A 22,713-nucleotide genomic window follows, 5' to 3' on the forward strand; every position below is an offset into this window, starting at 1 on the left:
GCTTGGCCACGTCGACCCCCACCTCCGCCGAAGAACCCGCCCGTCCCCGCAAGAGCAGCGGCGTGGCCCGCAACACCGTGATCTTCTCGATCGCCACGGGTCTGAGCCGCATCATGGGCCTCGTGCGGGAGGTCGTCGCGTCCCGCTACTTCGGGACCGGCGGCGGTGCCTCCGCGTTCACGCTCGCCTTCCAGTTCCCGAACCTCGTCCGCAGCCTCTTCGCCGACGCGGCCATCAGCGCCGCGTTCGTGCCGGTCTTCACCGAGCTGCTCGAGAAGGACCAGAAGAAGGACGCCTTCCAGCTCGCGAGCACGCTGCTCTTCTGCATCATCGCGGCGCTCGGCGCGATCACCGCGCTGTTCATCGTCTTCGCCGGCACGATCATGCCGATCTTCCTCGGCCCGGAGTTCACGGGGCCGCTCGTGGACCTCACGGTCGGCCTGAGCCAGGTGCTCTTCCCGATCGTCCTGCTGCTCGGGGTCAACGGGCTCGTCGTCGGGATCCTCAACGCGTACGGGCACTTCGCGATCCCGGCGATCGCGCCGCTCGTGTGGAACATCGTGATCATCGGCTGCCTCATCGTCGTGCGGCCGCTGTTCAAGGGCGACGACCAGCTCTACGGCTACGCGGTCGGCGTCCTCATCGGGACCGTCGTGCAGCTCGTCATGGCGCTGCCCGTCCTCGGGCGGCTCGGCTTCAAGTTCTCGCCGACGGTCAGCCTCCGGGACGAGCGCATCAAGCGGGTCTTCGTCCTGATGCTGCCGATCACGATCAGCCTCGGGGTCATCAACTTCGACCTGTACATCAACTCGAGCCTCGGGACGCTCGTCTCGGAGGCCGCGCCGCGCGCCATCGACGCCGCGTTCCGCATCTACATGCTCCCGCAGGGCATGTTCTCCGTGGCGCTCGCGACCGTCCTCTTCCCGACGCTGAGCCGCTACGCCGCCCGCCGCGACCTCGAGGGCCTGCGCGCGACGATGGCCACCGGCTCGCGGCAGATCTTCATGCTGCTCGTGCCGGCCGGCGCCTTCTGCGCTGTCCTCGCCACGCCGATCGTGCGCCTCGTCTACCAGCGTGGCGCCTTCGACGCGACGTCGACCGCGCTCGTGTCCACCGCGCTCTTCTGGTTCTCCTTCAGCCTCCCGTTCGCCGGCGTGAACCTCCTGCTCACGCGCACGTTCTTCAGCCTCCAGCGGCCCTGGATCCCGACCGGCCTGGCCGCGGCGAACCTCCTCGTGAACGTCGTCATCAGCCTCCTGCTCTACAAGCCGTTCGGCGTCGCGGGCCTCGTCATCGGCACCGCGGTCGCCAGCGCCGGCATGACCATCGGCCAGTCCTACTATCTGCGCCGCCTGCTCCACGGCAGCCTCGAGGGCGGCGCCATGGCGCACGCGCTCCTGCGCATCGTCAACGCGAGCGGCCTGCTGGGCATCGTGAGCTACGGGACGTGGTGGGGCATCGACCACGTCCTCGGCCGCTCCACCGCCGCGCAGATACTCGCCGTCGTGACGGCCGCGACCACCGGGTTCATCGTCTACGCCGGCGCGGTCCTCACCCTCGACGTCCCCGAGGCCGGCCAGATCCAGCGTCTCGTCACCCGCCGCTTCCGCCGCGCGCCCGCCGCGCCGGCGCCCCCGGCCCCGCCCGCGAGCCCGCTCCCATGACCGACTGGTCGCTCGGCAGCTACGAGCGCACCGCCGCCGAGCTCGAGCCCGTGAGCCGGCTCGTCGTCGAGCGCGCCGGCATCGCCCCCGGGGACCGCGTCCTCGACGTCGCCTGCGGCACCGGCAACGCCGCGCTGAAGGCCGCCGAGCGCGGCGCGCAGGTGACGGGCGTCGACCTCGCCGAGCGCCTCGTCCGCGTCGCCGCCGCCCGCGCGCAGGCCGCGGGGCTCGACGCGCGCTTCCTCGTCGGCGACGCCCAGGACCTCCCGGTGGAGGACGCGAGCGCCGACGCCGTCCTCAGCGTCTTCGGCGTCATGTTCGCGCCCGACGCCCGCCGCGCCGCCGCCGAGATCGTCCGCGTCCTCGCCCCGGGCGGCCGTGCGCTCGTCACCGCCTGGGTGCGCAGCGGCGCCCTCGCCGAGGTCTCGGCCGCCACCGCCCGCGCCCAGGCCGCGCTGTCGCCCGAGGACCCCGACGGCCCGCCGCCGCCCGGCCGCACCGCGACGGACTGGAGCGACGCGCCGACGGTCGCCGGCCTCTTCGCCGGGCACCCGGTGACGGTCACCCTCTCCGAGGAGGGGCTCGCCTTCCGCGCGCCGTCGCCGGATGCCTGGGTCCGCGAGCAGGCCGAGCACCACCCGGTCTGGCTCGGAGCGCGGCAGCGGCTCGGCGAGGAGCGGTTCGCCGCCCTGGCCCGCGAGATGGTGGAGATCCTGCTCGCCCACAACGAGGACCCGGCGGGCCTGCAGGTCACGAGCCGTTACACGATCGCGACGATCACCCGGGACTGAACCGTCCCGCCGGCGTACGAACGGGGGCGGCGGGGCCGTATCCTCAGCGGACTCCATGAGCGACCAGTCCCTGATCCGGAATTTCTCCATCATCGCCCACATCGACCACGGGAAGTCGACCCTGGCCGACCGCATCCTGGAGATGACCCACACGGTCGATGCCCGCGGCATGCGCGACCAGGTGCTCGACTCGATGGAGCTCGAGCGCGAGCGGGGGATCACGATCAAGGCGCAGGCCGTCCGCGTCGCCTACACGGCGAAGGACGGCATCACCTACCAGCTGCACCTCATCGACACGCCCGGTCACGTCGACTTCACCTACGAGGTCAGCCGCTCGCTCGCGGCGTGCGAGGGCGCGCTGCTCGTCGTCGACGCCTCCCAGGGCGTCGAGGCCCAGACGCTGGCGAACACGTACCTCGCGGTCGAGGCGGGCCTCGAGATCATTCCCTGCCTGAACAAGCTCGACCTCCCGGGCGCGGAGCCCGAGCGGGTCGCCGGCGAGGTCGCCGACCTCCTCGGTGAGGACCCCGACGCGATCAAGCGCATCTCCGGCAAGACCGGCATGGGTGTCGAGGAGGTCCTCGAGGAGCTCGTGCTGCGCGTCCCGCCGCCGTCGGGCGACCCGGACGGCGCGCCGCGGGCGGTCATCTTCGACTCCGAGTTCGACCAGTACCGCGGGGTCGTCGCCTACATCCGCATGGTCGACGGCACGCTGAAGAAGGGCGACGCGATCCGCGCGATGGCGGCCCAGACCGAGGCCGACATCGACGAGATCGGCTTCTTCACCCCGAAGATGACGGCGACCGACAAGCTCACCGCGGGCGAGGTCGGCTACGTCATCACCGGGCTGAAGGACGTCACGCTCCTGCGCGTCGGCGACACGCTGACGACGAAGCACCACGGCGCGACCGAGGCTCTCCCGGGGTACAAGGAGGTCCAGCCGATGGTCTTCTGCGGCCTCTTCCCGATCGACGGGGACGACTACCCGGACCTCCGCGACGCGCTCGAGAAGCTCACCCTCAACGACGCGGCGCTCGACTGGCAGCCGGAGACGTCGGACGCCCTCGGCTTCGGCTTCCGCGTCGGCTTCCTCGGCCTGCTGCACATGGACATCGTCCGCGAGCGCCTCGAGCGCGAGTACAACCTCGAGCTCATCGGGACGATGCCGTCGGTGGGCTTCGAGGTGACGCTGACCAACGGCGAGGAGCTCGAGGTCCACAACCCGTCGGACTTCCCCGACCCCCAGCGGGTTGCCGAGGTCCGCGAGCCCTTCGTCCGGGCGCAGATGCTCATGCCGAAGGAGTACGTCGGCACGGTCATGGAGCTCTGCCAGGAGAAGCGCGGCGAGCACGCCGGCATGCACTACCTCTCGGCCGACCGCGTGAACCTCGAGTACGACCTCCCGCTCAGCGAGATCGTCATGGACTTCTTCGACCAGCTGAAGTCGCGGACGCGCGGCTACGCCTCGCTCGACTACGAGATCACCGGCATGCGCGCGTCGAACCTCGTCCGCCTCGACGTCCTGCTCGGCGGCGACGCCGTCGACGCGCTGAGCATGCTCGTCCACAAGGACAAGGCCTACGCCTTCGGCCGCACGCTCGCCGAGAAGCTCCAGAAGAAGATCCCGCGCCAGCAGTACGACGTCCCGATCCAGGCCGCGATCGGCTCGAACGTCGTCGCCCGCGAGACCGTGAAGGCCTTCCGCAAGGACGTCACCGCCAAGTGCTACGGCGGCGACATCTCCCGCAAGCGCAAGCTCCTCGAGCGCCAGAAGGAGGGCAAGAAGCGGATGAAGCAGGTCGGCCGCGTCGAGGTGCCCCAGGAGGCGTTCCTCGCGGTGCTCGAGCTCGGGGACAAGTAGGCCCCCGGGTCGCCGAGTGTGGCTGAGGTTCGCGCGAGGCGAACCTCAGCCACCCTCGGCGCTAGCGTCCCGGGCATGGACCTCGGACTGCACGGGAAGGCCTGCATCGTCACCGGCGCGAGCCGCGGGATCGGGCTGGAGACGGCCCGGCGGCTGGCCGCCGAGGGCGCGCACGTGCTGCTCGTCGGCCGGGACGCGGGCACCCTCGCGGCCGCCGCCCGGGAGACCGGCGGCACCGCGTTCGCCGCCGACGTCACGGCGGCCGGCGCCGAGGCCGGGATCGTCGCCCCTGCGAGGCGGCGTTCGGCGGCGTCGACGTGCTCGTCAACAACGCGGGGACCTCGTTCGCCCGGCCGCTCGACGAGCTGACCGACGAGGACTGGCTCGACCAGTACGCGCTCCACGTCCTGGCGCCCATGCGGCTCATGCGCCTCGCGGCCCCGAAGATGGCGGCGCGCGGCGGCGGGCGCATCGTGAACGTCTGCTCCAGCGCGGGCAAGCGCCCGTCCCAGACGAACGCGGCCTACAGCGTCACGAAGGCCGCGCAGCTGTCGCTCTCGCGCCTCTTCGCCGACCGCCACGCCGCCGACGGCGTGCTCGTCAACGCGGTCGCGCCCGGCCCGGTGAGCACTCCGCTGTGGATGGCGGACGGCGGCCTCGCCGACCAGAACGCGGCGAGCGCCGGCGTGACCCGCGAGGAGGCGCTCGCCGCCCAGCAGGCGAAGGTCCCGCTCGGGCGCTTCGCCGCGCCGGGGGAGATCGCGGACGTCATCGTCTTCCTCTGCAGCGCCCGTGCCTCGACGGTCACGGGCGCGGCGTGGTCGGCGGACGGCGGCGCGGTCGCGATCATCGTCTGACCGCCCCGCGGGTCAGTGCAGGATGTTCACCGCGCGGGCCGCGACGAGGGCGACGGTGACGAACGAGGTCACCGACTGCAGGAGCATCATGAGCTTCGCGGCGTGGCTGAACGGCATGGTGTCGGTCGGGGAGAACGCCGTCGCGTTCGTGAACGAGAGGTAGACGTAGTCGACGAAGCCGGGCATCCAGCCGGGCGGGGCGTGCGCGCCGTCGTCCATCTGCGGGAAGAAGAAGTCGGGGGCGACCGGCGTCACCGCCTCGGCGTCCGAGCGCAGCGCGGGACCGCCGCGGTCGACCTCCCAGTACAGGACGGCGAACACGAGGACCGTCGCGAGCCACAGGGTCGCGGCCGCGCCGAGGAGCGTGCGACCCGAGACCCCGTTCGCGCTGACGAGGTCGACGACGAGCTGCACGAGGGCGGCGAAGTTCGCGACGCTGACGAGGCCGATGACCGCGATCGCGAGCCGGCGGCGCCGGGCGCTGCGGGCGGGCGGCGTCGACATCGCCCAGGGCGTCGAGTACGCGAGGACGGCGAGCAGGACACCGCAGAGCGCGGGCACCGCCCAGCGCGGACCGAGCGAGAGGCGCTCGGGCAGCAGCGCGTACAGGACGAGGACGAGGGCGATCGCGAGCTGCGCATCCCAGAACGGTTCGATGCGGTGCGGGACGGGGGCGGGCCGGGGCGTGGACACGGGTGCGCCGGATACTAGGGTTGGCACATGTCCGTGAGCACCACCGCCGTCGGCAAGCGCTATCCCCCGACGGTCTACGCGGTCGGCCGCGAGAAGATCCGCGAGTACGCCATGGCGGTGGGGGAGACGAACCCGCTGCACCACGACGTCGAGGCGGCGCGCGCCGCGGGCTACGCGGACCTCGTCGCCCCGCCGATGTTCTGCGTCGTCTACTGCGCCCCGGCGCTCGGCCCGGGGCTCTTCGACCCCGAGGTCGGGATCGACTTCGCGCGGATGGTCCACGGCGGCCAGCAGTTCCGCTGGGGGCCGCTCGTCGTCGCGGGCGACGAGATCACGACCGCGGTGTCGGTGACGTCGATCTCCGAGGACGGCGGCCGCCGGTACTTCGTCTTCGAGTCCGTGTCCACCAACCAGGCCGGCGACACCGTGTGCGTCGGCACCTGGACCAACATCGTGCGAGGCGCCTGACATGTCCGAGACCGACTTCACCCCCGGCGCGGCGCTGCCCGAGCTGAAGGTCACGCCCGACCGCTTCCTCACCGTCCGGTACGCGGGCGCGTCCGGCGACTTCAACCCGATCCACATCGACGAGGAGTTCGCCAAGCAGGTCGGGCTGCCGGGCCGGATCCTCCACGGGCTGTGGACGATGGCGCAGGTCGCGCGCGCCCAGACCGAGGCGGCCGGCGGGCCGCACGCGCTGAAGGCGCTCGAGGTGCAGTTCCGCGGGATGGGCGTCCCCGAGGCCGAGGTGACCGTGACGTCGACCGTCCGCGAGGTCTCGGCCGGGATCGCCTCGGTCGACACCGTCGCGGAGCAGAACGGCGCGGCGATCATCCGCAACGCGACGGCGGAGCTTGCGGTCGGCTGACGGCGGCGGCCGGTCGCCGTCCGGTTCGTGATGCGCGCGGAACGCCACCCGCGGCCCGGCCTAGACTGAGGCGCAGTGCTGCTCACCCCCCGTCAGGAGCTCATCCTCCGGAAGGTCGTCGAGGCCTACGCGGCGACCGGTGCGCCGGTCGGCTCGAAGGCGCTCGCGCTCGACGGGGACCTCGACTGCGGGCCCTCGACGATCCGCAACGAGCTCGCGGTCCTGGAGGACGGGGGGCTGCTCGCGCATCCGCACACGTCCGCGGGCCGCGTCCCGACCGACGCGGGACATCGGTACCACGTCGACCGCCTGCTCCACGGCCCGGACCGCCTCCCGGGCCGGGCGGGGGCGGCGCCGAAGATGGACCTGCAGCTCGTCCGCCGCGAGATCGACGAGGCGATGCGGGTGACGACCGAGACGCTCTCGCAGGTGACGAACCTCATGGCGATCGTCTCCGCGCCGCCGATCGAGACCGCGACGATCCGCCACGTCGAGGTCCTCGCCCTGCAGCCGCAGGTCCTCATGGTCGTCGTCATCACCTCGACCGGTGGCGTGACGAAGCGCGTCTTCACCTTCGACCATCCCGTCGATCCCGGCCTCGTCGCCTGGGCGGGCGACGAGCTGAACGGGCGCCTCGTCGGCGTCGGCCTCGGTGCCCGCTCCCTGCGCACACGCCTCTCCGACCCGACGCTCGGCACCCGCGAGCGGGCCTTCCTCGACGCGCTCGCCCCGGCGTTCGTCGACCTCGCCTCGACCGCCGAGGACTCGCTCTACGTCGACGGCGCCGGCCGGCTGCTGGCCGAGCACCGGCTGCAGGACGTCGGCCAGATCGAGGAGATCATGGCGATGCTCGAGCGGCGCGTCTCGCTCCTCGGGGTCCTCCAGAGCGCGCTCGGGGAGCCGGATGTCCTCGTCCGCATCGGCTCGGAGAACCTCGAGCACGCCCCGGCGCTGCGCTCGCTCGCGCTCGTGGCGGCGGGCTACGGCCTCCCGGCGCGCAAGCTGGGTACCGTGTCGGTCATCGGGCCGGTCCGGATGGACTACGCCGTCGTGATCGGGTCCGTGCGCGAGGCCGCCTTCCAGCTGTCGCGCTTCATCGAAGACATCTACGAGACCTAGACCGCCGTCCGAATGAGCTCCACCGTGCCCCGCGACCCGTACGAGGTCCTCGGCGTCGCCCGCGACGCCGACGAGCCGACCATCAAGAAGGCGTTCCGCAAGCTCGCCCGCGAGCTGCACCCGGACGTGAACTCCCACGACCCGCAGGCCGAGGAGAAGTTCAAGGAGGCCGCCGAGGCCTACGAGATCCTCAACGACGCCGAGCGCCGCGCGATCTACGACCGCCACGGCCACGACGGCCTGCGCTCCGGCGGGATGGGCCCGAACTTCGACGGCTTCGGCTCGATCACCGACCTCTTCGACGCCTTCTTCGGCGGGGGCGGGGGACGCGGCGGCGCGGGCGGTCCGCGCCAGGGCGACGACGTCGGCATCCAGGTCGAGGTGACGCTCAAGCAGGCCGCGCACGGCGCGAAGGTCCCCGTGAGCTTCGAGGCGGTCGAGAAGTGCGAGACGTGCAACGGGAACGGCGCCGAGCCGGGCACGCCGATCGTCACGTGCGAGCGGTGCGGCGGCGCCGGGCGCCTGCAGGCCGTCAGCCGCACGCCGTTCGGGCAGGTCGTCCGCACCGTCGCCTGCGACGTCTGCCACGGGGACGGCAAGACCGCCGAGCAGCCGTGCCACACCTGCGACGGCCGCGGGCGCGAGGTCCGGCGCCGCACGCTCGAGGTCGACGTCCCGGCCGGCATCGCGGACGGTCAGCGCATCCGGCTCTCCGGCCGCGGTCACGCGGGCGAGGCCGGCGGCCCGTCCGGGGACCTCTACGTCCTCGTGCACGTCGCGGCGGACGAGCGCTTCATCCGCGACGGCGACGACCTCATCACCGTGGTCGACGTCGCGGCCCCCGCGGCCGCGCTCGGCGACTGGCGCAAGGTCCCCACGATCGACGGGACGACCCAGGTCGAGATCCCGGCGGGCACGCAGCCCGGGGACACCCTCACCGTCAAGGGCCAGGGCATGCCCGGCCTGCGCCGCGCCGGCCGCCCCGGCGACCTGCGCGTCATCGTCAACGTCGTCATCCCGCGCAAGCTGTCGAAGGACCAGCGCAAGCTCCTCAAGGAGTTCGCGGCGACGATCACGGACGAGAACCTCCGCAGCGACGAGGGCATGGTCTCCAAGCTCCGCCGGCTGTTCCACTCGTGAGCCGCGCGTGATCCGGCTCGCGGTCCGCGTCCGCCGCGAGGACGCCGAGGTCGCGCTCGCGGAGCTGCTCGCGCTCGCGCCCTCGGGGGTCGAGGAGGTCGACCTCGGTGACCGCGTCGAGTACGCGATCTACGGCGCGCCGGGCGAGCTCCCCGACCTGCCGGACCTCGAGGCGGCGGCCGGCGATGCGCTCGTCGAGGTCCGCACGACCGAGGTCGCCGACGACTGGGCCGAGCGCTGGAAGGACTTCCACCAGCCGATCGAGGTCGCGGGCCGGCTGCGCGTGCGGGCGCCGTGGCACCCGGCGCCCGACCCGTCCGCGGGCGGCGTCCTCGACCTCGTCATCGATCCGGGCCAGGCGTTCGGCACCGGCGCGCACCACACGACGCGGCTGTGCCTCGAGCTGCTGCTCGAGGTCGACGCCGATCCGGCGCGCCCCGTGATGGACGTCGGCTGCGGTTCGGGGGTCCTCGCGATCGCCGCGGCGCAGCTCGGCTTCGGGCCCGTCGCCGGCGTCGACCACGAGCGCGAGTCGGTCGCCGCGACGATCGCGAACGCCGCCGTCAACGGCGTCACCGTCGCCGCGTCTCGTCACGACCTCGTGCACGACGGGCCCGTCCCGGGTGCGCCGGTCGTCCTCGCGAACCTCCTGCGGCCGCTGCTCCTGCGCGTCGCCGCCGACGGCTTCACCGGCCCGCAGCCGGACGTCCTCATCGCGTCGGGGCTGCTCGCGCACGAGGCGGACGAGGTCGCCGCCGCGTTCGCCGCGTCGCTCGGGCTCCGCGAGGCCGCGCGCCGGCACGGCGGCGAGTGGGCCGCGCTGCTGCTCGTCCGCTGAGACGCGGCGCGCGCCGTCAAGGTCGCGCGCGGGCGTGCCGATGGTCGGGCATGGAGCAGTCCGTGGCGCTCGGCGCCCCTGCCGCGGAACAGGAGCAGTTGCTGCTCGCCGTCGCCGCCGGCGGGTTCCTCGTCGCGGCCGGGGACGGCGTCGTCCGCGAGTGCGGACCGGCCCTCGCCGAGCGCGTCGGGGTGGCCGCGGCGGCGGCCGTCGGACGCCCGCTCGCGGAGCTCCTGCACGCTGCCGAGCCCGGCCGCGGGGTCGCGGACCTCGACGCCGCCGTCCGCGCGGCCCTCGCCGGGCCCGAGCGCGACGTAGCGATCTCGGCCGCGGGGGGATTCGCGGTCCGCGTCATCCCCGTCCCGCTGACCCTCGGCTGGGAGGTCACCGCCCTGCTCGGCGAGCTCGGCGTCCGCGACCCGGGCGCGTGGACCGTCCCGGCGCTGCGCACGCAGCACGGCCCGGCGCTCGACGCGATCTTCGTGCCCGCCGGGACCGCGCCCGACGTCCGGCTGGCCGGGATCCTCGTCGTCGAGCGCCACGGCGCCGGCGACCCGCTCGACCGCGCCGAGGTCGCCGAGCGCCGGGCCCGGCGGGCCGTCGCCGAGCTCGACGCCGAGGCGGGGAGCGCCGACGCCGCCCGCGCCGCCACGCCGACGGCCGACGCGCTCACCGAGCTCCTCGAGCAGGCCCGCGAGCTGCGGCGCCGCCTGGACGCCGCGGACGAGGCCCGCCACGAGGCGACGCTCGCGCGGGACGCCGCGATCCACGAGCGCAACGAGCTGCTCATCGAGCGCAACGAGCTGCTCATCGAGCGCAACGAGCTCATCGTCGAGCGGGATGCGCTCGAGGCCGACCGGGAGGCGCTGCGAGCCCGGCCCGCGGACTCCGGCCCGAGCGAGGCGGACTCCACGGCGGCCGTGGCCGCGGCGCAGGCGCAGGCGCAGGCGGCCGAGGCGATCGCGGCACGGGACGCCGCGCTCGCCGAGGTCGACCGCGCGCTCGCCGCGCGGGCGGAGGCGATCGCGGCGCGGGACGAGGCCGACCGCGAGCACGCGGCGACCGCGGCCGCGCTCGAGCGTGCGCTCCGCGCGACTGCGGAGGCCCTCACCGCCCGCGAGGAGGCGGACGGCCACGCACAGGACCTCGCCGCCGGGCACGCCGCGACCGCGCGGGAGCTCACGCGGGCCGAGGAGGCCCTCGCCGCGGCGCGAAGCCACGGGGAGGACCTGGAGGCCCGGCTGCAGGCCGCGGCCGCCGAACACGAGGCGCTACGCGCCGCGGTGGCCGAGGCCGACCACCGCCGGGCCGCGCTCGAGGCCGGCGGCAGCGCCGCGGCCGACGCGTACGCGACGCTCCAGGCCGAGCACGCCGGCCGTCTCGCCGCGCTCGAGGCCGAGCGCGCCGGCCGCGCGGACGCCGAGGCGGCGCTCGCGCGGGCCGAGGCCGCGCACGGCGACGAGACGGCCGCGCGCGTCGCCGCCGAGACGGCCCGCACCCGGCTGGACACCGCGCTCGCCGCAGCCACGGCCCAGCTCGAGGCGGCGCGCTCCGGCTCGGGAGAGGCGGAGCGGCTGACGGAGGAGCTCGAGCGCCTCCACGGCCTCCTGGCCGCGACGCAGGCCGAGCTCGCCGCGGCCCGGGCCGACCGCGAGGCGGCCGCGACCGCCCTCACCCACGCCGAGACCGCCGCCGCACAGGCCGCCGCCGACCGCGACGCCGCGCGCGCCGACCGCGACGCCGCGCGCGCCGACGCCGACGCATCGCGGTCCGCGGCGGACGCCGCCGTCGCCGCGACCGAGGCCGCCCGCGCGGAGGGCCAGCTCGCGCACACCGCGGCCGCCGAGGCCCGGGCGGCGCTGGACGCGATGACCGCGGCGCGCGACGCCGCGCGCCGGGAGGCCGCCGAGGCGATCGCCGCCCTCGCCGCCGCCCAGGACGGGGCGGGGGAGACCGCGCGTGCGCTCACCGAGCTCGACGCCGACCGCACGGCGCTCGCCGCGGAGTGCGACCAGGCGCTCGCCGCGCTGCGCGACGCGCGCGCGGAGCTCGCGGCGGCCACGTCGGCCCGGGACGACCTCGCCGTCCGGCACGACGACGCCGTCGACGAGCTGCGGGCGGTGACCACCGAGCGGGACACCGCCGTCCGGCGGGCCCGCGAGCTCGCCGCGGACATGGATCGCGTGCGCGCGGCCGGCTCCTCGATGCGCACGGAGCTCGGCCTCGACCTCCCGGGGGCGCCGCCCGCCGACGCGACCGCCCCGGGGACGCCCGCCGCCCCGGCGGCACCCGCCGCCGCACCGGCCGGCCACGGCCCGCTGCGCCGGTCCGGCACCCCGCCGCCCGCGCCCGCGCCCTCGCTCGTCCCGCCATCGGTCCCGCCGCTGCGGCTCGTCCCGGCGGCCCGGACCCCCGTCGTCCCGGCGGCCGCGGCGGCCGGGCCGGCCGGCGGCGACGCGGACGGCCACGCCTACGCGCCGAGCGGCATGCGTCCGGCCCTGCCCTCGGTCCCCGGGCGGGCGTTCGCCGTCGTCGGCCCGACCGGCTGCTTCCAGCGCCTCGACGACACCTTCTGCTCGCTCCTCGGCTACCGGGAGTCCGACCTCCTCCAGGCCGGCTGGCCGTCGATCATCGACAGCGACAACATGCGGGAGCACCGCGAGCTCGCCCGGGCGATCCGGGCCGGGGAGGTCGCCGAGGCGGACGTGCAGACGTTCTACATGCACGCCTGCGGCCTGCTCGTCGGCGTCACGGCGCACGTCACGCGCTCGGCGCTGCCCGGGCTCGACACCGACCACCTGCTGCTCGAGGTCGAGGTCGGCGAGGCGCTGCCCGCGCCGACCAGCCACGCCTGAGCCGGCGCGCTACGTCAGCGGCTCGCGGGCGCTGCGCGGCGCCTCCGCGATCCGGGCGACGAGCGCGGCGGCCGCCTCCTCCGGCGCGCGCGTCCCGTCCGGGGCGAGGTCGGTGCGCACCCAGCCCGGGTCGAAGCCGAAGACGCTGACGCCCTTCCCGCCCACCTCCTGGCGCAGCGTCTGCGTGAACGACCAGAGCGCGGCCTTGGAGGCCGCGTACGGCGCCATCCCCCGACGGCCGCCGCTCACCGCGGGCGCCACGAGGTTCGCGACGACGCCCGCGCCGCGCTCGGCCATCCCGGGGGTCAGCGCGCCGGCGAGCACGATCGGCGAGAGGCAGTTGACCTGGAAGGAGGCGTCGAGCGCCTCGAGCGTCACGGCCGCGACGGGCGCGTCGAGGCGGACGGCGGCGTTGTTCACGAGGACGTCGACCCGCCCGTGCTCGGCCAGCACGCGCTCCGCCAGCCCGGCCGCCTCTCCGGGGTCGCTCAGGTCGGCATCGGCCCGTCCGACCGCGACGACGGTCGCGCCCGCCGCCCGCAGCCCCTCGGCCGTCGCCCGCCCGATGCCCCGGGTCCCGCCCGTGACGAGGCACACCGCTCCATGAAGGTCCATGCGCCGGGTACGGGCGGCACGCGCACAACGCCCACCCCGGCGCTGGCCATTGGGGTTAGGCTCGGACGATGTCCGCTCGCACCGACGTGACGATCCCCTCACACGGCGAGACGCTCGCCGCCTGGCTCTACCGCCCCGAGGGTGCTGAGAGCCCGGTCCCGTGCGTCGTCATGGCCCACGGCTTCAGCGCCACCCGCGAGGAGGGGCTCGCGCCGTACGCCGAGGCCTTCCAGGCGGCCGGGCTCGCCGCGCTCGTCTTCGACTACCGCCATTTCGGCGACTCGACCGGCGAGCCGCGCCAGCTCCTGGACATCGGCAAGCAGCGCGCCGACTACCGCGCCGCCATCGGGTACGCCCGGGCGCTCGACGGCATCGACCCGCAGCGGATCGTCCTGTGGGGCTCGTCGTTCTCCGGCGGCCACGTCATGGCGCTGGCCCAGGAGGACCCGGCCATCGCCGCGGTCATCGCGCAGGCCCCGTTCACCGACGGCCTCTCGATCATCAAGGTCGCCCCGAAGGCCAACCTCCTGCGCTCGACCGCGGACGCGATCCGCGACCAGGCCGGGGCGCTCCTCGGCCGGCCGCCGGTCCTGCTCGACGCCGTCGGCGCCCCCGGGTCCTACGCGGTGATGACCGCGCCCGAGGCCGAGCCGGGCTTCCGCGGCATCGTCTCCCCGACGTCGAAGTGGCGCAACGAGGTGGCCGCGCGGGTCATGCTCCGGATCGGGACCGAGAACCCGGCGGGGGGCGTCGGCAAGCTCCAGATGCCGCTGCTCGTCTGCGCGTGCGACCACGACGAGACGACCCCGCCGGCCGCCGCGATCAAGGCCGCCGAGCGCGCCCCGCGCGGTGAGCTCAAGCGCTACCCGCTCGGCCACTTCGGGATCTACACGAGCCTCGAGGCCCGGGCCGACCAGGTCGAGTTCCTCACCCGGCACGTGCTCGGCGGCGGGGTCCGGACGGCGGCGGAGAAGCTCGCGGGGGAGCCGGCGGGGCAGACCTTGTAACACGCTTGTGCGGTTGGCCTCTTCGCGCCGGAAAGAGGAGACTGACCACATGCCCTGGCACATCGTCATCGCGGGTGGCGGCTTCGGCGGCTTCCACGCCGCTCGCACCCTCGAGAAGACCCTCGCCCCGCAGGCGGCGCGGGTCACGCTCGTCGCCGACAGCAACTTCATGCTCTACACGCCGCTGCTGCCGGGGGCCGCGGCCGGGACGCTCGAGCCGCGCCACGTCGTCGTCCCGCTCCGCGAGGAGCTGCACCGGACCGACCTGCGCCTCGGCACCGTCGTCGGCGGCGACCCGTCGCGCAACGTCCTGAGCGTCCGCTCGCCGGAGAGCGACGCGGTCGAGGAGCTCGTGTACGACCAGCTCATCGTCGCGCTCGGGTCGGTCTCGCGGACGCTCCCGGTGCCCGGGCTCGCCGAGCACGCGGTCGGCTTCAAGTCGCTGCCCGAGGCGATCGCCCTGCGCAACCGGCTGCTGCGGACGTTCGAGATCGCCGAGCGGATGACCGACGCCGCCGAGCGTGCCGCGTGGCTCACCTACGTCTTCGTCGGCGCCGGCTACGCGGGCCTGGAGGGCCTCGCGGAGCTGCAGGACTGCGCCGCCGACGTCATCTCGCTCTACCCGCGCTGCCGCACCTCCGGCGTCCGCTTCATCCTCGTCGAGGCGCAGGAGCGGGTCATGCCGGAGATCCCCGCGCCGCTCGCGGAGTTCTCCCAGCGCGAGCTGCGCTCCCGCGGCATCGAGATCCGGACGAACACGACGCTCGAGGCGGTCACGGCCGACACCGCGACGCTCTCCGGCGGGGAGGTCGTCCCGACCCGCACGGTCGTGTGGACCGCCGGCGTGCGCCCGCAGCCGGTCATCGCCCGCCTGGGGCTCCGGACCGACAAGGGCGGCCGCATCGAGGTCGACCGGACGATGCTCGCCAAGGGCACCGACAACGTCTGGGCGATCGGCGACGCCGCCGCCGTCCCGGACCCCGCGCGCGGGCTGAAGCACCCGACGCCGCCGACCGCCCAGCACGCGATCCGGCAGGGGCGGCTCGTCGCGAAGAACGTCGCGGCGACCCTCGGCACGGGCAAGGTGCGGCCGTTCCGCTTCAAGACGAAGGGCGTGTTCGTCGACATGGGCCGCGGCCGTGCCGTCGCCTCGACGATGGGCCTGCGCTGGCGCGGCGCCCCCGCCTGGTGGCTCGCCCGGACCTACCACCTGGCGATGATGCCCGGGACGAAGCGCAAGCTCCGGCTGCTCGTCGACTGGAACGTCGGCCTCGTGTTCGGGCGCGACGCGTCGGAGCTCGGACAGCTGGGCCACCCCGAGAACTTCGGCCCGCCCGCCCCGGACTCGAACCGGATCGCGCCGTCGACCGGCCCCGTCGAGGCGATCGAGGGCCCCGCCGTGCCCGCCCCGGGCGATTCCGTCGGGACGCCCGCTACAGTCAGCCCTGGATGACGCTGGCGGACACCGTGAAGGCCGACCTGACCACTGCCATGAAGGCAGGGGACAGGGATCGTGTCGGCGCGCTCCGCCTGGTCCTGTCCGAGCTGCAGAAGGCGGCGAAGGACGGATCAGCCGACGAGCAGGCGGTCCTGCGCCGCGAGCGCAAGCGACGGGTGGAAGCCGCCGCCGCGTTCCGCGACAACGGACGGATCGAGCTCGCCGAGGCCGAGGAGGCCGAGGCGACCATCATCGAGGCCTACCTGCCGGCCGAGCTGGGGGACGACGAGCTGCGCGAGATCGTGCGGGCCGCCGTCGCCGAGGCCGGGGCGACGTCACCGAAGGACATGGGGGCGGTCATGAAGGCCGCCATGCCCCGCATCGCGGGGCGCGCCGACGGCAAGCGCGTCTCCGCACTCGTCAACGAAACCCTGAGGAGCTGATCCTTCCCACCGTGCGCCGCCAGATCGAGGTCTCCAACGAAGTCGCCGCCGCCCTCACGGGCACGTCGGACACGACGCTCAGAGCCCTCGAACAGCACGTGGGGTGCTCGTTGTACGTCCGCGGCAACGTCATCACGCTCGACGGCGACGCCGAATCGGTCGCCGGGGCGTCGGTGATCGTCCGCGAGCTCGCGAGCCTCGTCGCCCAGGGCCACGCGGTGGACGAGGGGCTCATCCGCACCGTCACCGGCGCGCTCGCCCAGCACACCGCGCCGAACGACGTCCTCGACGACGTCGTCTGGCGTCACCGCGCGACGAAGGTCGTCCCGAAGAGCGTCCAGCAGAAGCGCTACGTCGACTCGATCCGGAAGAACACCGTCACGTTCGGGGTCGGCCCGGCCGGCACCGGCAAGACGTTCCTCGCCGTCGCCGCCGCGGCGGCGGCGCTCAACCGCCGTGAGGTCAGCCGCATCATCCTCACGCGCCCCGCCGTCGAGGCCGGTGAGCGCCTCGGCTTCCTCCCGGGCGACCTGATGGCGAAGATCGACCCGTACCTGCGGCCGCTGTTCGACGCGCTCCACGACATGATGGAGCCGGAGAAGGTCATCGCCCACCTCGAGAAGGGCGTCATCGAGGTCGCACCGCTCGCCTTCATGCGCGGCCGCACGCTGAACGACTCCTTCATCATCCTCGACGAGGCGCAGAACACGACGCCGGAGCAGATGAAGATGTTCCTCACCCGCCTCGGCTTCAACTCGCGCATGGTCGTCACCGGCGACGTGACGCAGGTCGACCTCCCGCGCGAGCAGCAGTCGGGCCTCGTCGTCGTCGGCGACATCCTGAAAGACGTCGAGGACATCGACTTCGTGCGCTTCGGCGGCGGGGACGTCGTCCGCCACCGGCTCGTGCAGCGGATCGTCGAGGCCTACGGGGCCCACGCCGAGCGCTCCGCGCCCGGCATCCGCCCGGCGGCCACGGGCCGCCGCGGCTGACGTGTGTCACCCTGAATAGGTGACCACGCCGATCGAAGCCACAGGGCCCGGGGTTCCGAGCCGCAGGCGAGGAACCCCCAAGGCAGACCGAGCCGCAGGCGAGGTCTGCCCATGATCGACGTCGAAGTGATCCATCCGCAGCTCGCCGCCGGCGTCCCGCCCGAGGCCGAGGTACAGCGCCTCGTCGGGCTCGCCCTCGCGTCCGCGGGGGTCGACGACGGGCACCTGGCGGTCGAGTTCGTCGAGGAGGGGCGCATCGCGGAGCTCAACGCGCAGTACCGCGGCAAGGAGGGGCCGACCGACGTCCTCTCGTTCGGCGTCGACGAGGACGGCGAGTCCCACGGCCCGCGCGAGCTCGGCGACATCGTCATCTGCCCGGCCCACACCGAGGATCTCCGCGAGGCGATCGTCCACGGCGCGCTGCACCTGACCGGCATGGACCACGAGACCGACGACGGCGAGATGCTCGCGCTCCAGGCCGAGATCCTGAGCTGGTAGTGAGCGACCTCGCCCCACACCCGCCCGGCGGCGGCCCGCTCCCGATCACCCGTGCCGGCTTCGTCGCGCTCGCCGGCCGCCCGAACGTCGGCAAGTCGACGCTCGTCAACGCGATCGTCGGCCACAAGGTCGCGATCGTCTCCGACAAGCCGCAGACGACCCGCCGCGCCATCCGCGGCGTGGCCACGACGCCCGAGTGCCAGCTCGTGCTCGTCGACCTCCCCGGGGTCCAGCGTCCCCGCGACGCCCTCACGACCCGGATGCAGCGCCGCGTCGAGTCGGAGCTGCGCGACTCCGACGCCGCCCTCATGATCGTGAACGCCGAGGAGGGCGTCGGGCCCGGCGACCGCTTCATCGCCCAGGCGCTCGCCCACGCGAAGGTCCCCGTCGTCATCGCGGTGAACAAGTGCGACCGGCTCGACAAGGCGGGCACGCTCACCGCGCTGATGGACGCCTCGACGCTCGAGGTCGGCGACGACATCTTCCCGATCAGCGCGAAGACCGGCAACGGCGTCCTCGCCCTCACCCAGCACCTCCGCGAGCTCGTCCCGCTGAGCCCGTTTTTCTTCCCGATCGAGGACAACTCCGACCAGTCGGAGAACGTCCTCCTCGCCGAGCTCGTCCGCGAGCAGGTCCTGCGGCGCACCTTCCAGGAGGTGCCGCACGCCGTCGAGGTCATGATCGACGACGTCGAGGCGGTCCACGAGGACCTCACCCGCGTGCGGGCGCTCGTCTGGGTCGAGACCGAGTCGCAGAAGGGCATCCTCATCGGCGCCCAGGGCAAGATGATCAAGGCGATCGGCACCGCCGCGCGCAAGGAGCTCCAGCGCGAGCTCGGCACGCAGGTCCACCTCGACCTCAGCGTCCGCGTCCGCCGCGGCTGGCGCGGCGACGACCGCCTGCTCGACCGCCTCGGGATCGAGTAGGCGCGTCAGCCGGCGCGGCCGGCGAGCGCGGACGCGAGCCTGGCGCCGAGATCGCGGACGACCTCGGGGGTGACGACGCCGCTGACGCGGGGCAGGGTGAGCACCGGCGCCGTGGCGCCACCGCGCAGGCGCCTCAGCTGACGCTGCTGCATCGCCGTCTGCGCGGCCTCCCGCACGGCGGCGCCCTTCGCGCGGCCGCCGCCCTGCCCGTCCAGCGAGGCCGCCTCGGCGGGCGTCCAGCGGCGGGTCATGAGGTCGTTGACGACGATGAGGTCGACCGGGCGGCCGAGCGTCTCGACGGCGCGGCCCTCGAGGTCGAGCGCCTCGGACACCGGCAGCTCGCCGGGCAGCGTGACGGCGACGAGCGCCGAGCGGGCCGGGTCGTCGAGCGTCTCCACGACGGCACCCGCCTGGCTCGCGATCGGTCCGATGCGGGCGATGTCGCGGAAGGTCTTCGGCGCCCGGATCATCCCGAGCGCGTGGCCGGAGGCGGGCAGGTCGGCGATGACGATGTCGTAGCCCTGGTCGCCCTTGCGCCAGCGGTCGCGCTGGCTCATCTCCCAGACCCGCGTCATCGTCACGAGCTCCCGGGCGCCGGGCGCCGCGGCGACGAAGTAGCCGAAGAGGTCCGACCGCGTGAGGATGTTCACGAGCGGGCGCGACCCGAGCTGCCGCGCCAGCCAGGCTTTGAGAGCATCATCCGGGTCGATGGACGCCGTCCACAGACCCGGCTCGACCTCGCGCTCCTCGCCGAGCGGGCCCGCCTCCGCGCCCAGGAGCGCCGCGACCCGCGACTGCTGGGAGACCTCGCACACCATGGTCCGCAGGCCGCGGGCGGCTGCTGCGCGACCGAGGGCGGCGGCGATCGTGGACTTGCCGACGCCACCCTTCCCGGTCACGAGCACCATCGATCGGTCGAAGAGAGGTGTCGCGGTCATCCGTGTACCGTCGAGACTACGTAGTCAGAGTCAACGTGGATGACCGACCCGACATCCGGCCCGATCCGGCGATCGCCGCCGCCTACGGGCGATGCCGCCGCCTGCAGCGCCGGCACGACCCGACGTTCTTCCTCGCGACCGCCCGGCTGCCGCGCGAGCGTCGCCCGGCGGTGCACGCCCTCTACGGCTTCCTGCGCGGCGCGGACGAGATCGTCGACGGCCGCCACCGGGCGCCCGCGCCGGCCCTCCGGCGCGCCGAGCTCGACGCCTGGGCCCGCGCGCTCCGCGACGGCCTCGAGGGGCGCCGCCCGTCCCACCCCGTCCTCGCCGCCCTCGTGCACGCGGGCCGCACGCACGACCTGCCGCTGCACCTGCTCGAGCGCTACATGGAGTCGATGCGGGTGGACTGCGACGATCGCGTCCGGGTCACGAGCCCGGAGGCGCTCGATCACTACATGGACGGCTCGGCGGCGACGGTCGGCCGGCTCATGGCCCCCCTGCTCGACGCGACGCCCGCGGCGGTCGAGCCGCTCGCCCAGCTCGGGGTCGCGTTCCAGCTGACGAACTTCATCCGCGACGTGCGGGAGGACTGGGAGCTCGACCGGGTCTACCTGCCGGGCCTCGACGAGGAGACGCTGCGCCTCGGCGTCGCCACGCCGTCGCTGCGCGGCCGGATCGAGGAGGAGGTGCTCCGGGCGCGGGCGCTCTTCCGCCAGGCCGACACGATCGTCGGCCAGCTCCCGCGGGGCGTGCGCCCGGGGGTCCGCATGGCGCGGGCGGTCTACGAGCGCGTCCTCGACCGCGTCGAGGCGATCGAGTTCGACGTCCTCGGCCGGCGGACGACGCCGGGGCCGCTGGGCCTCGGGCGCGCCGCGGCCGCCGGGCTGCTTCCCGGCTGACCGCCGCTGGGGCAGCCCGTCCCCGGACAAGCCGGGGCGCCCGCGCTCAAGGTCTCGCGCCGGCTGCCGATGACAGGCGGAGCCGACGCGTGCCAGCGTCGCCTCCCCGATGCAGCGTTCCCTTCAGCCGGGGCCCGCGGGCCTCAACGTCACGACCGCACAGCCACGGCCCACCGCCGGGGCCCTCTGGCGAGGGCTGGTCGAGCAGATCCCCGCCGTGACGTACCTCGCCGACTTCGACCGGTCGGCCACGCTCCGGTACGTCTCGCCGCAGATCGAGGACCTCCTGGGGTATCCGCCCGAGGCGTTCCTCGCCGACCCGGCCCTCTGGTACGCCTGCGTGCATCCGGAGGACGTCGACCGCGTCCGTGCCGAGGAACTGCGCACCTTCGAGGCGGTCCTGCCGTTCGACTGCGAGTTCCGCATGCGTCACCGGGACGGCCACGAGCTCACGGTCTGGGAGCGGGACGCGATCATCCGTGACGCCTCAGGCCGCCCGACCCACACGCAGGGCGTCCTCATCGATGTCACGAACGTCCGCCGGATGCGCGACGAGCTCGACGCCGAGCGCCGGAGCGCCGCCCGCTACCTCGAGGTCGCCGGGACCGCGATCCTCGTCCTCGACCGCGCCGGCCGCGTCGAGCTGCTCAACCGCGCGGGCTACGAGCTCGTCGGACGGCCCGAGGGGTCGCTCGACGGCGGGGACTGGTACAGCGCCGTCCATGCGCCGGAGGACGAGCCGGAGCTGCGCCGCTGGTTCACCACGGCGATCGCCGACGGCCGGGTCCCGTCGCTCAGCGAGAGTCGCGTGCAGCGCCCCGACGGCGAGCTGCGCACCGTGTCCTGGACGAACCGCCTCATGCGCGACGAGCACGGCGAGGTCACCGGGTTCGTCGCGTCGGGCAGCGACGTCACCGAGCGCCGCGCCGCCGCCGCCCAGATCACCCACCTCGCGAACCACGACGCGGTGACGGGACTCCCGAACCGGCGCCTCTTCAACGAGCACCTCGGGCTCGCGCTCGCCCGCGCGCGCCGTGCCGGCCGGGCCGTCGCGCTGCTGTACCTCGACCTCGACGACTTCAAGCTCGTCAACGACTCGCTCGGTCACACCGCCGGCGACCGCCTGCTCGTGAAGGTCGCCCGGCGCCTGCGGGTCCGCTCGCGCGACGCGGACCTGCTCGCCCGGCACGGCGGCGACGAGTTCCTCGTGCTCCTGTCCGACCTCGATCCGGCGACCGCCGCCGAGGACGCCGAGCAGGCGGCCCACGGCCTGCTCGGCGCGCTCGCCGCGCCGTTCGTCGTGTCCGGGGCCGAGTTCCACGTCGGGGCCAGCATCGGGATCAGCCTCTGGCCGGCGGACGCGGGGGAGGCCGAGGCGCTGCTCCGGCACGCCGACGCGGCGATGTACCAGGCCAAGCGCGCCGGCCGCAACGAGGTGCGCACGTTCGACCCGGACCGCAGTGCCCCGCTCGAGCGGCTGTCGCTCACGACCCGGCTGCGCCACGCGATCGCCGAGGAGCAGCTCGTCCTCCACTGGCAGCCGATCGTCGACCCGGTCACCGGGGCCCTCCAAGCGCTGGAGGCGCTCGTGCGCTGGCACGACCCGGTCCGCGGGCTCGTCATGCCCGCCGACTTCGTCCCCTTCGCCGAGGAGACGGGGATCATCGACCGCCTCGGTGCGCTCGTCCTGCAGCTCGTCGCCCGGCAGCGGGCGCGCTGGCAGCAGGCCGACGGGTTCGAGCCCACCGTGCACGTCAACGTGTCGCCGCGCGAGCTCCGCAACCCGGCGTTCGCCGACCGCCTCTCCCGCACGCTCACCGCCCACGGGGTCGACCCGGCGACGATCGTCATCGAGATCACCGAGTCCGCCGCGATGCAGGACCCGGCGCGGGTCGGCCCGCTGCTCCACGCCCTCGCCGCGACCGGCGTCCAGATCGCGATCGACGACTTCGGAGCCGGTCATTCCTCGCTCTCGCGGCTCGTGAACCTCCCGGTCCACGTCCTGAAGATCGACCGCTCGTTCCTCGCGAAGGTCCCCGCGGACCCCGCGTCGGCCGCCGTCCTGCAGGCCGTCGTCGGGCTGGCCGGCGCCCTCGAGATGCGCGCGGTGGCCGAGGGCGTGGAGACCCGCGCCCAGCGCGAGGAGCTCGTCCGCCTCGGCTGCCCGCTCGCCCAGGGCTTCCTCCTCGGTCGCCCCGGGCCGGCCGTCGCGATGCGCGCCCACCTGCAGCGCGCCGCGAGCTGAGCGCCACGCCCGGCCGACCCGCCCCG

22 protein-coding genes are annotated in these 22,713 nt (G+C 74.4%); 19 read left to right on the forward strand and 3 right to left on the reverse strand.

Going from position 1 to position 22,713, the window contains the following annotated elements; translation table 11 throughout:
- Positions 1–2 precede the first annotated feature (2 nt).
- From murJ to NBH00_RS13700, 5 genes are all read left to right on the forward strand, one after another.
- Entirely contained in the window at positions 3–1,664 is a 1,662-nt protein-coding gene (gene murJ, locus NBH00_RS13680) for a murein biosynthesis integral membrane protein MurJ (RefSeq protein ID WP_254569149.1), read from the forward strand.
- On the forward strand, positions 1,661–2,455 hold the full coding sequence (locus NBH00_RS13685; RefSeq protein ID WP_254569150.1) for a class I SAM-dependent methyltransferase: 795 nt from the start codon (positions 1,661–1,663) through the stop codon (positions 2,453–2,455). Before murJ ends, NBH00_RS13685 begins: the two co-directional genes overlap by 4 nt.
- A gap of 55 nt (positions 2,456–2,510) precedes the next feature.
- Positions 2,511–4,316, forward strand: a complete 1,806-nt coding sequence (gene lepA, locus NBH00_RS13690; protein WP_254569151.1) for a translation elongation factor 4 — start codon at positions 2,511–2,513, stop codon at positions 4,314–4,316.
- A 75-nt stretch (positions 4,317–4,391) separates the two neighbouring features.
- A complete protein-coding gene (locus NBH00_RS13695) occupies positions 4,392–4,685 on the forward strand; it encodes an SDR family NAD(P)-dependent oxidoreductase (RefSeq protein ID WP_254569152.1) in 294 nt (97 codons plus the stop codon).
- Positions 4,634–5,173: an SDR family NAD(P)-dependent oxidoreductase gene (locus NBH00_RS13700; RefSeq protein WP_254569153.1), complete on the forward strand. Its 540-nt coding sequence runs from the start codon at positions 4,634–4,636 to the stop codon at positions 5,171–5,173. Before NBH00_RS13695 ends, NBH00_RS13700 begins: the two co-directional genes overlap by 52 nt.
- A gap of 12 nt (positions 5,174–5,185) precedes the next feature.
- Here the strand turns inward: NBH00_RS13700 and NBH00_RS13705 are convergent, their stop codons facing one another.
- The gene (locus NBH00_RS13705) at positions 5,186–5,866 is read right to left on the reverse strand and encodes a DUF1345 domain-containing protein (protein ID WP_254569154.1); all 681 of its coding nucleotides are present in this window, start codon (positions 5,864–5,866) and stop codon (positions 5,186–5,188) included.
- Between the two features lie 27 nt (positions 5,867–5,893).
- Between NBH00_RS13705 and NBH00_RS13710 the strand changes: the two genes are divergently transcribed.
- The 6 genes from NBH00_RS13710 to NBH00_RS13735 all read left to right on the forward strand — a co-directional run bounded on the left by NBH00_RS13710 (position 5,894) and on the right by NBH00_RS13735 (position 12,686).
- Positions 5,894–6,334: an FAS1-like dehydratase domain-containing protein gene (locus NBH00_RS13710; protein ID WP_254569155.1), complete on the forward strand. Its 441-nt coding sequence runs from the start codon at positions 5,894–5,896 to the stop codon at positions 6,332–6,334.
- Position 6,335: 1 nt separating this feature from the next.
- Positions 6,336–6,734 carry a MaoC/PaaZ C-terminal domain-containing protein gene (locus tag NBH00_RS13715; protein ID WP_254569156.1) on the forward strand — a complete coding sequence of 133 codons (399 nt, stop codon included), beginning with the start codon at positions 6,336–6,338 and terminating at the stop codon, positions 6,732–6,734.
- A gap of 75 nt (positions 6,735–6,809) precedes the next feature.
- On the forward strand, positions 6,810–7,853 hold the full coding sequence (gene hrcA, locus NBH00_RS13720; RefSeq protein WP_254569157.1) for a heat-inducible transcriptional repressor HrcA: 1,044 nt from the start codon (positions 6,810–6,812) through the stop codon (positions 7,851–7,853).
- Positions 7,854–7,865: 12 nt separating this feature from the next.
- Positions 7,866–8,993: a molecular chaperone DnaJ gene (dnaJ, locus tag NBH00_RS13725; protein ID WP_254569158.1), complete on the forward strand. Its 1,128-nt coding sequence runs from the start codon at positions 7,866–7,868 to the stop codon at positions 8,991–8,993.
- A 7-nt stretch (positions 8,994–9,000) separates the two neighbouring features.
- Positions 9,001–9,831: a 50S ribosomal protein L11 methyltransferase gene (locus NBH00_RS13730; RefSeq protein ID WP_254569159.1), complete on the forward strand. Its 831-nt coding sequence runs from the start codon at positions 9,001–9,003 to the stop codon at positions 9,829–9,831.
- Between the two features lie 50 nt (positions 9,832–9,881).
- Entirely contained in the window at positions 9,882–12,686 is a 2,805-nt protein-coding gene (locus NBH00_RS13735) for a coiled-coil domain-containing protein (RefSeq protein WP_254569160.1), read from the forward strand.
- A 9-nt stretch (positions 12,687–12,695) separates the two neighbouring features.
- On the opposite strand, the gene NBH00_RS13740 is transcribed toward NBH00_RS13735, so the two are convergent.
- Positions 12,696–13,301, reverse strand: coding sequence for an SDR family NAD(P)-dependent oxidoreductase (locus NBH00_RS13740; protein ID WP_254569161.1), 606 nt, complete (start codon positions 13,299–13,301; stop codon positions 12,696–12,698).
- A 68-nt stretch (positions 13,302–13,369) separates the two neighbouring features.
- Here NBH00_RS13740 and NBH00_RS13745 point away from each other — a divergent pair, with 68 nt between their 5' ends.
- The 6 genes from NBH00_RS13745 (at position 13,370) to era (ending at position 18,605) form a co-directional block, all read left to right on the forward strand.
- A complete protein-coding gene (locus NBH00_RS13745; RefSeq protein ID WP_254569162.1) occupies positions 13,370–14,308 on the forward strand; it encodes an alpha/beta hydrolase in 939 nt (312 codons plus the stop codon).
- A 49-nt stretch (positions 14,309–14,357) separates the two neighbouring features.
- A complete protein-coding gene (locus NBH00_RS13750) occupies positions 14,358–15,761 on the forward strand; it encodes an NAD(P)/FAD-dependent oxidoreductase (protein ID WP_254569163.1) in 1,404 nt (467 codons plus the stop codon).
- Positions 15,758–16,189: a GatB/YqeY domain-containing protein gene (locus NBH00_RS13755; protein ID WP_254569164.1), complete on the forward strand. Its 432-nt coding sequence runs from the start codon at positions 15,758–15,760 to the stop codon at positions 16,187–16,189. Before NBH00_RS13750 ends, NBH00_RS13755 begins: the two co-directional genes overlap by 4 nt.
- A gap of 11 nt (positions 16,190–16,200) precedes the next feature.
- Positions 16,201–17,181 (forward strand): PhoH family protein, encoded by a 981-nt coding sequence (locus tag NBH00_RS13760; RefSeq protein WP_254569165.1) that lies wholly within the window; start codon positions 16,201–16,203, stop codon positions 17,179–17,181.
- A gap of 111 nt (positions 17,182–17,292) precedes the next feature.
- Positions 17,293–17,679 carry an rRNA maturation RNase YbeY gene (ybeY, locus tag NBH00_RS13765; protein WP_254569166.1) on the forward strand — a complete coding sequence of 129 codons (387 nt, stop codon included), beginning with the start codon at positions 17,293–17,295 and terminating at the stop codon, positions 17,677–17,679.
- A complete protein-coding gene (era, locus tag NBH00_RS13770; protein ID WP_254569167.1) occupies positions 17,679–18,605 on the forward strand; it encodes a GTPase Era in 927 nt (308 codons plus the stop codon). Before ybeY ends, era begins: the two co-directional genes overlap by 1 nt.
- 5 nt (positions 18,606–18,610) lie before the next feature.
- Here era and NBH00_RS13775 read toward each other — a convergent pair whose 3' ends face one another.
- Positions 18,611–19,543 carry an ArsA family ATPase gene (locus NBH00_RS13775; protein WP_254569168.1) on the reverse strand — a complete coding sequence of 311 codons (933 nt, stop codon included), beginning with the start codon at positions 19,541–19,543 and terminating at the stop codon, positions 18,611–18,613.
- Between the two features lie 35 nt (positions 19,544–19,578).
- Between NBH00_RS13775 and NBH00_RS13780 the strand changes: the two genes are divergently transcribed.
- A complete protein-coding gene (locus NBH00_RS13780; RefSeq protein WP_254569169.1) occupies positions 19,579–20,442 on the forward strand; it encodes a phytoene/squalene synthase family protein in 864 nt (287 codons plus the stop codon).
- A gap of 109 nt (positions 20,443–20,551) precedes the next feature.
- Positions 20,552–22,687 (forward strand): putative bifunctional diguanylate cyclase/phosphodiesterase, encoded by a 2,136-nt coding sequence (locus NBH00_RS13785; RefSeq protein ID WP_254569170.1) that lies wholly within the window; start codon positions 20,552–20,554, stop codon positions 22,685–22,687.
- The last annotated feature ends 26 nt before the right edge of the window (positions 22,688–22,713 follow it).

This window comes from Paraconexibacter antarcticus (assembly GCF_024220175.1).
Classification (GTDB): Bacteria; Actinomycetota; Thermoleophilia; order Solirubrobacterales; family Solirubrobacteraceae; genus Paraconexibacter; species Paraconexibacter antarcticus.

Bases quoted from the DNA above. Each gene is read 5' to 3' on its own strand.
- NBH00_RS13685 (WP_254569150.1), top strand. From the start codon at position 1,661: ATGACCGACTGGTCGCTCGGCAGCTACGAGCGCACCGCCGCCGAGCTC.
- lepA (WP_254569151.1), top strand. From the start codon at position 2,511: ATGAGCGACCAGTCCCTGATCCGGAATTTCTCCATCATCGCCCACATC.
- NBH00_RS13695 (WP_254569152.1), top strand. From the start codon at position 4,392: ATGGACCTCGGACTGCACGGGAAGGCCTGCATCGTCACCGGCGCGAGC.
- NBH00_RS13710 (WP_254569155.1), top strand. From the start codon at position 5,894: ATGTCCGTGAGCACCACCGCCGTCGGCAAGCGCTATCCCCCGACGGTC.
- NBH00_RS13715 (WP_254569156.1), top strand. From the start codon at position 6,336: ATGTCCGAGACCGACTTCACCCCCGGCGCGGCGCTGCCCGAGCTGAAG.
- dnaJ (WP_254569158.1), top strand. From the start codon at position 7,866: ATGAGCTCCACCGTGCCCCGCGACCCGTACGAGGTCCTCGGCGTCGCC.
- NBH00_RS13735 (WP_254569160.1), top strand. From the start codon at position 9,882: ATGGAGCAGTCCGTGGCGCTCGGCGCCCCTGCCGCGGAACAGGAGCAG.
- NBH00_RS13740 (WP_254569161.1), bottom strand. From the start codon at position 13,301: ATGGACCTTCATGGAGCGGTGTGCCTCGTCACGGGCGGGACCCGGGGC.
- NBH00_RS13745 (WP_254569162.1), top strand. From the start codon at position 13,370: ATGTCCGCTCGCACCGACGTGACGATCCCCTCACACGGCGAGACGCTC.
- NBH00_RS13750 (WP_254569163.1), top strand. From the start codon at position 14,358: ATGCCCTGGCACATCGTCATCGCGGGTGGCGGCTTCGGCGGCTTCCAC.
- NBH00_RS13755 (WP_254569164.1), top strand. From the start codon at position 15,758: ATGACGCTGGCGGACACCGTGAAGGCCGACCTGACCACTGCCATGAAG.
- ybeY (WP_254569166.1), top strand. From the start codon at position 17,293: ATGATCGACGTCGAAGTGATCCATCCGCAGCTCGCCGCCGGCGTCCCG.
- NBH00_RS13775 (WP_254569168.1), bottom strand. From the start codon at position 19,543: ATGACCGCGACACCTCTCTTCGACCGATCGATGGTGCTCGTGACCGGG.
- NBH00_RS13785 (WP_254569170.1), top strand. From the start codon at position 20,552: ATGCAGCGTTCCCTTCAGCCGGGGCCCGCGGGCCTCAACGTCACGACC.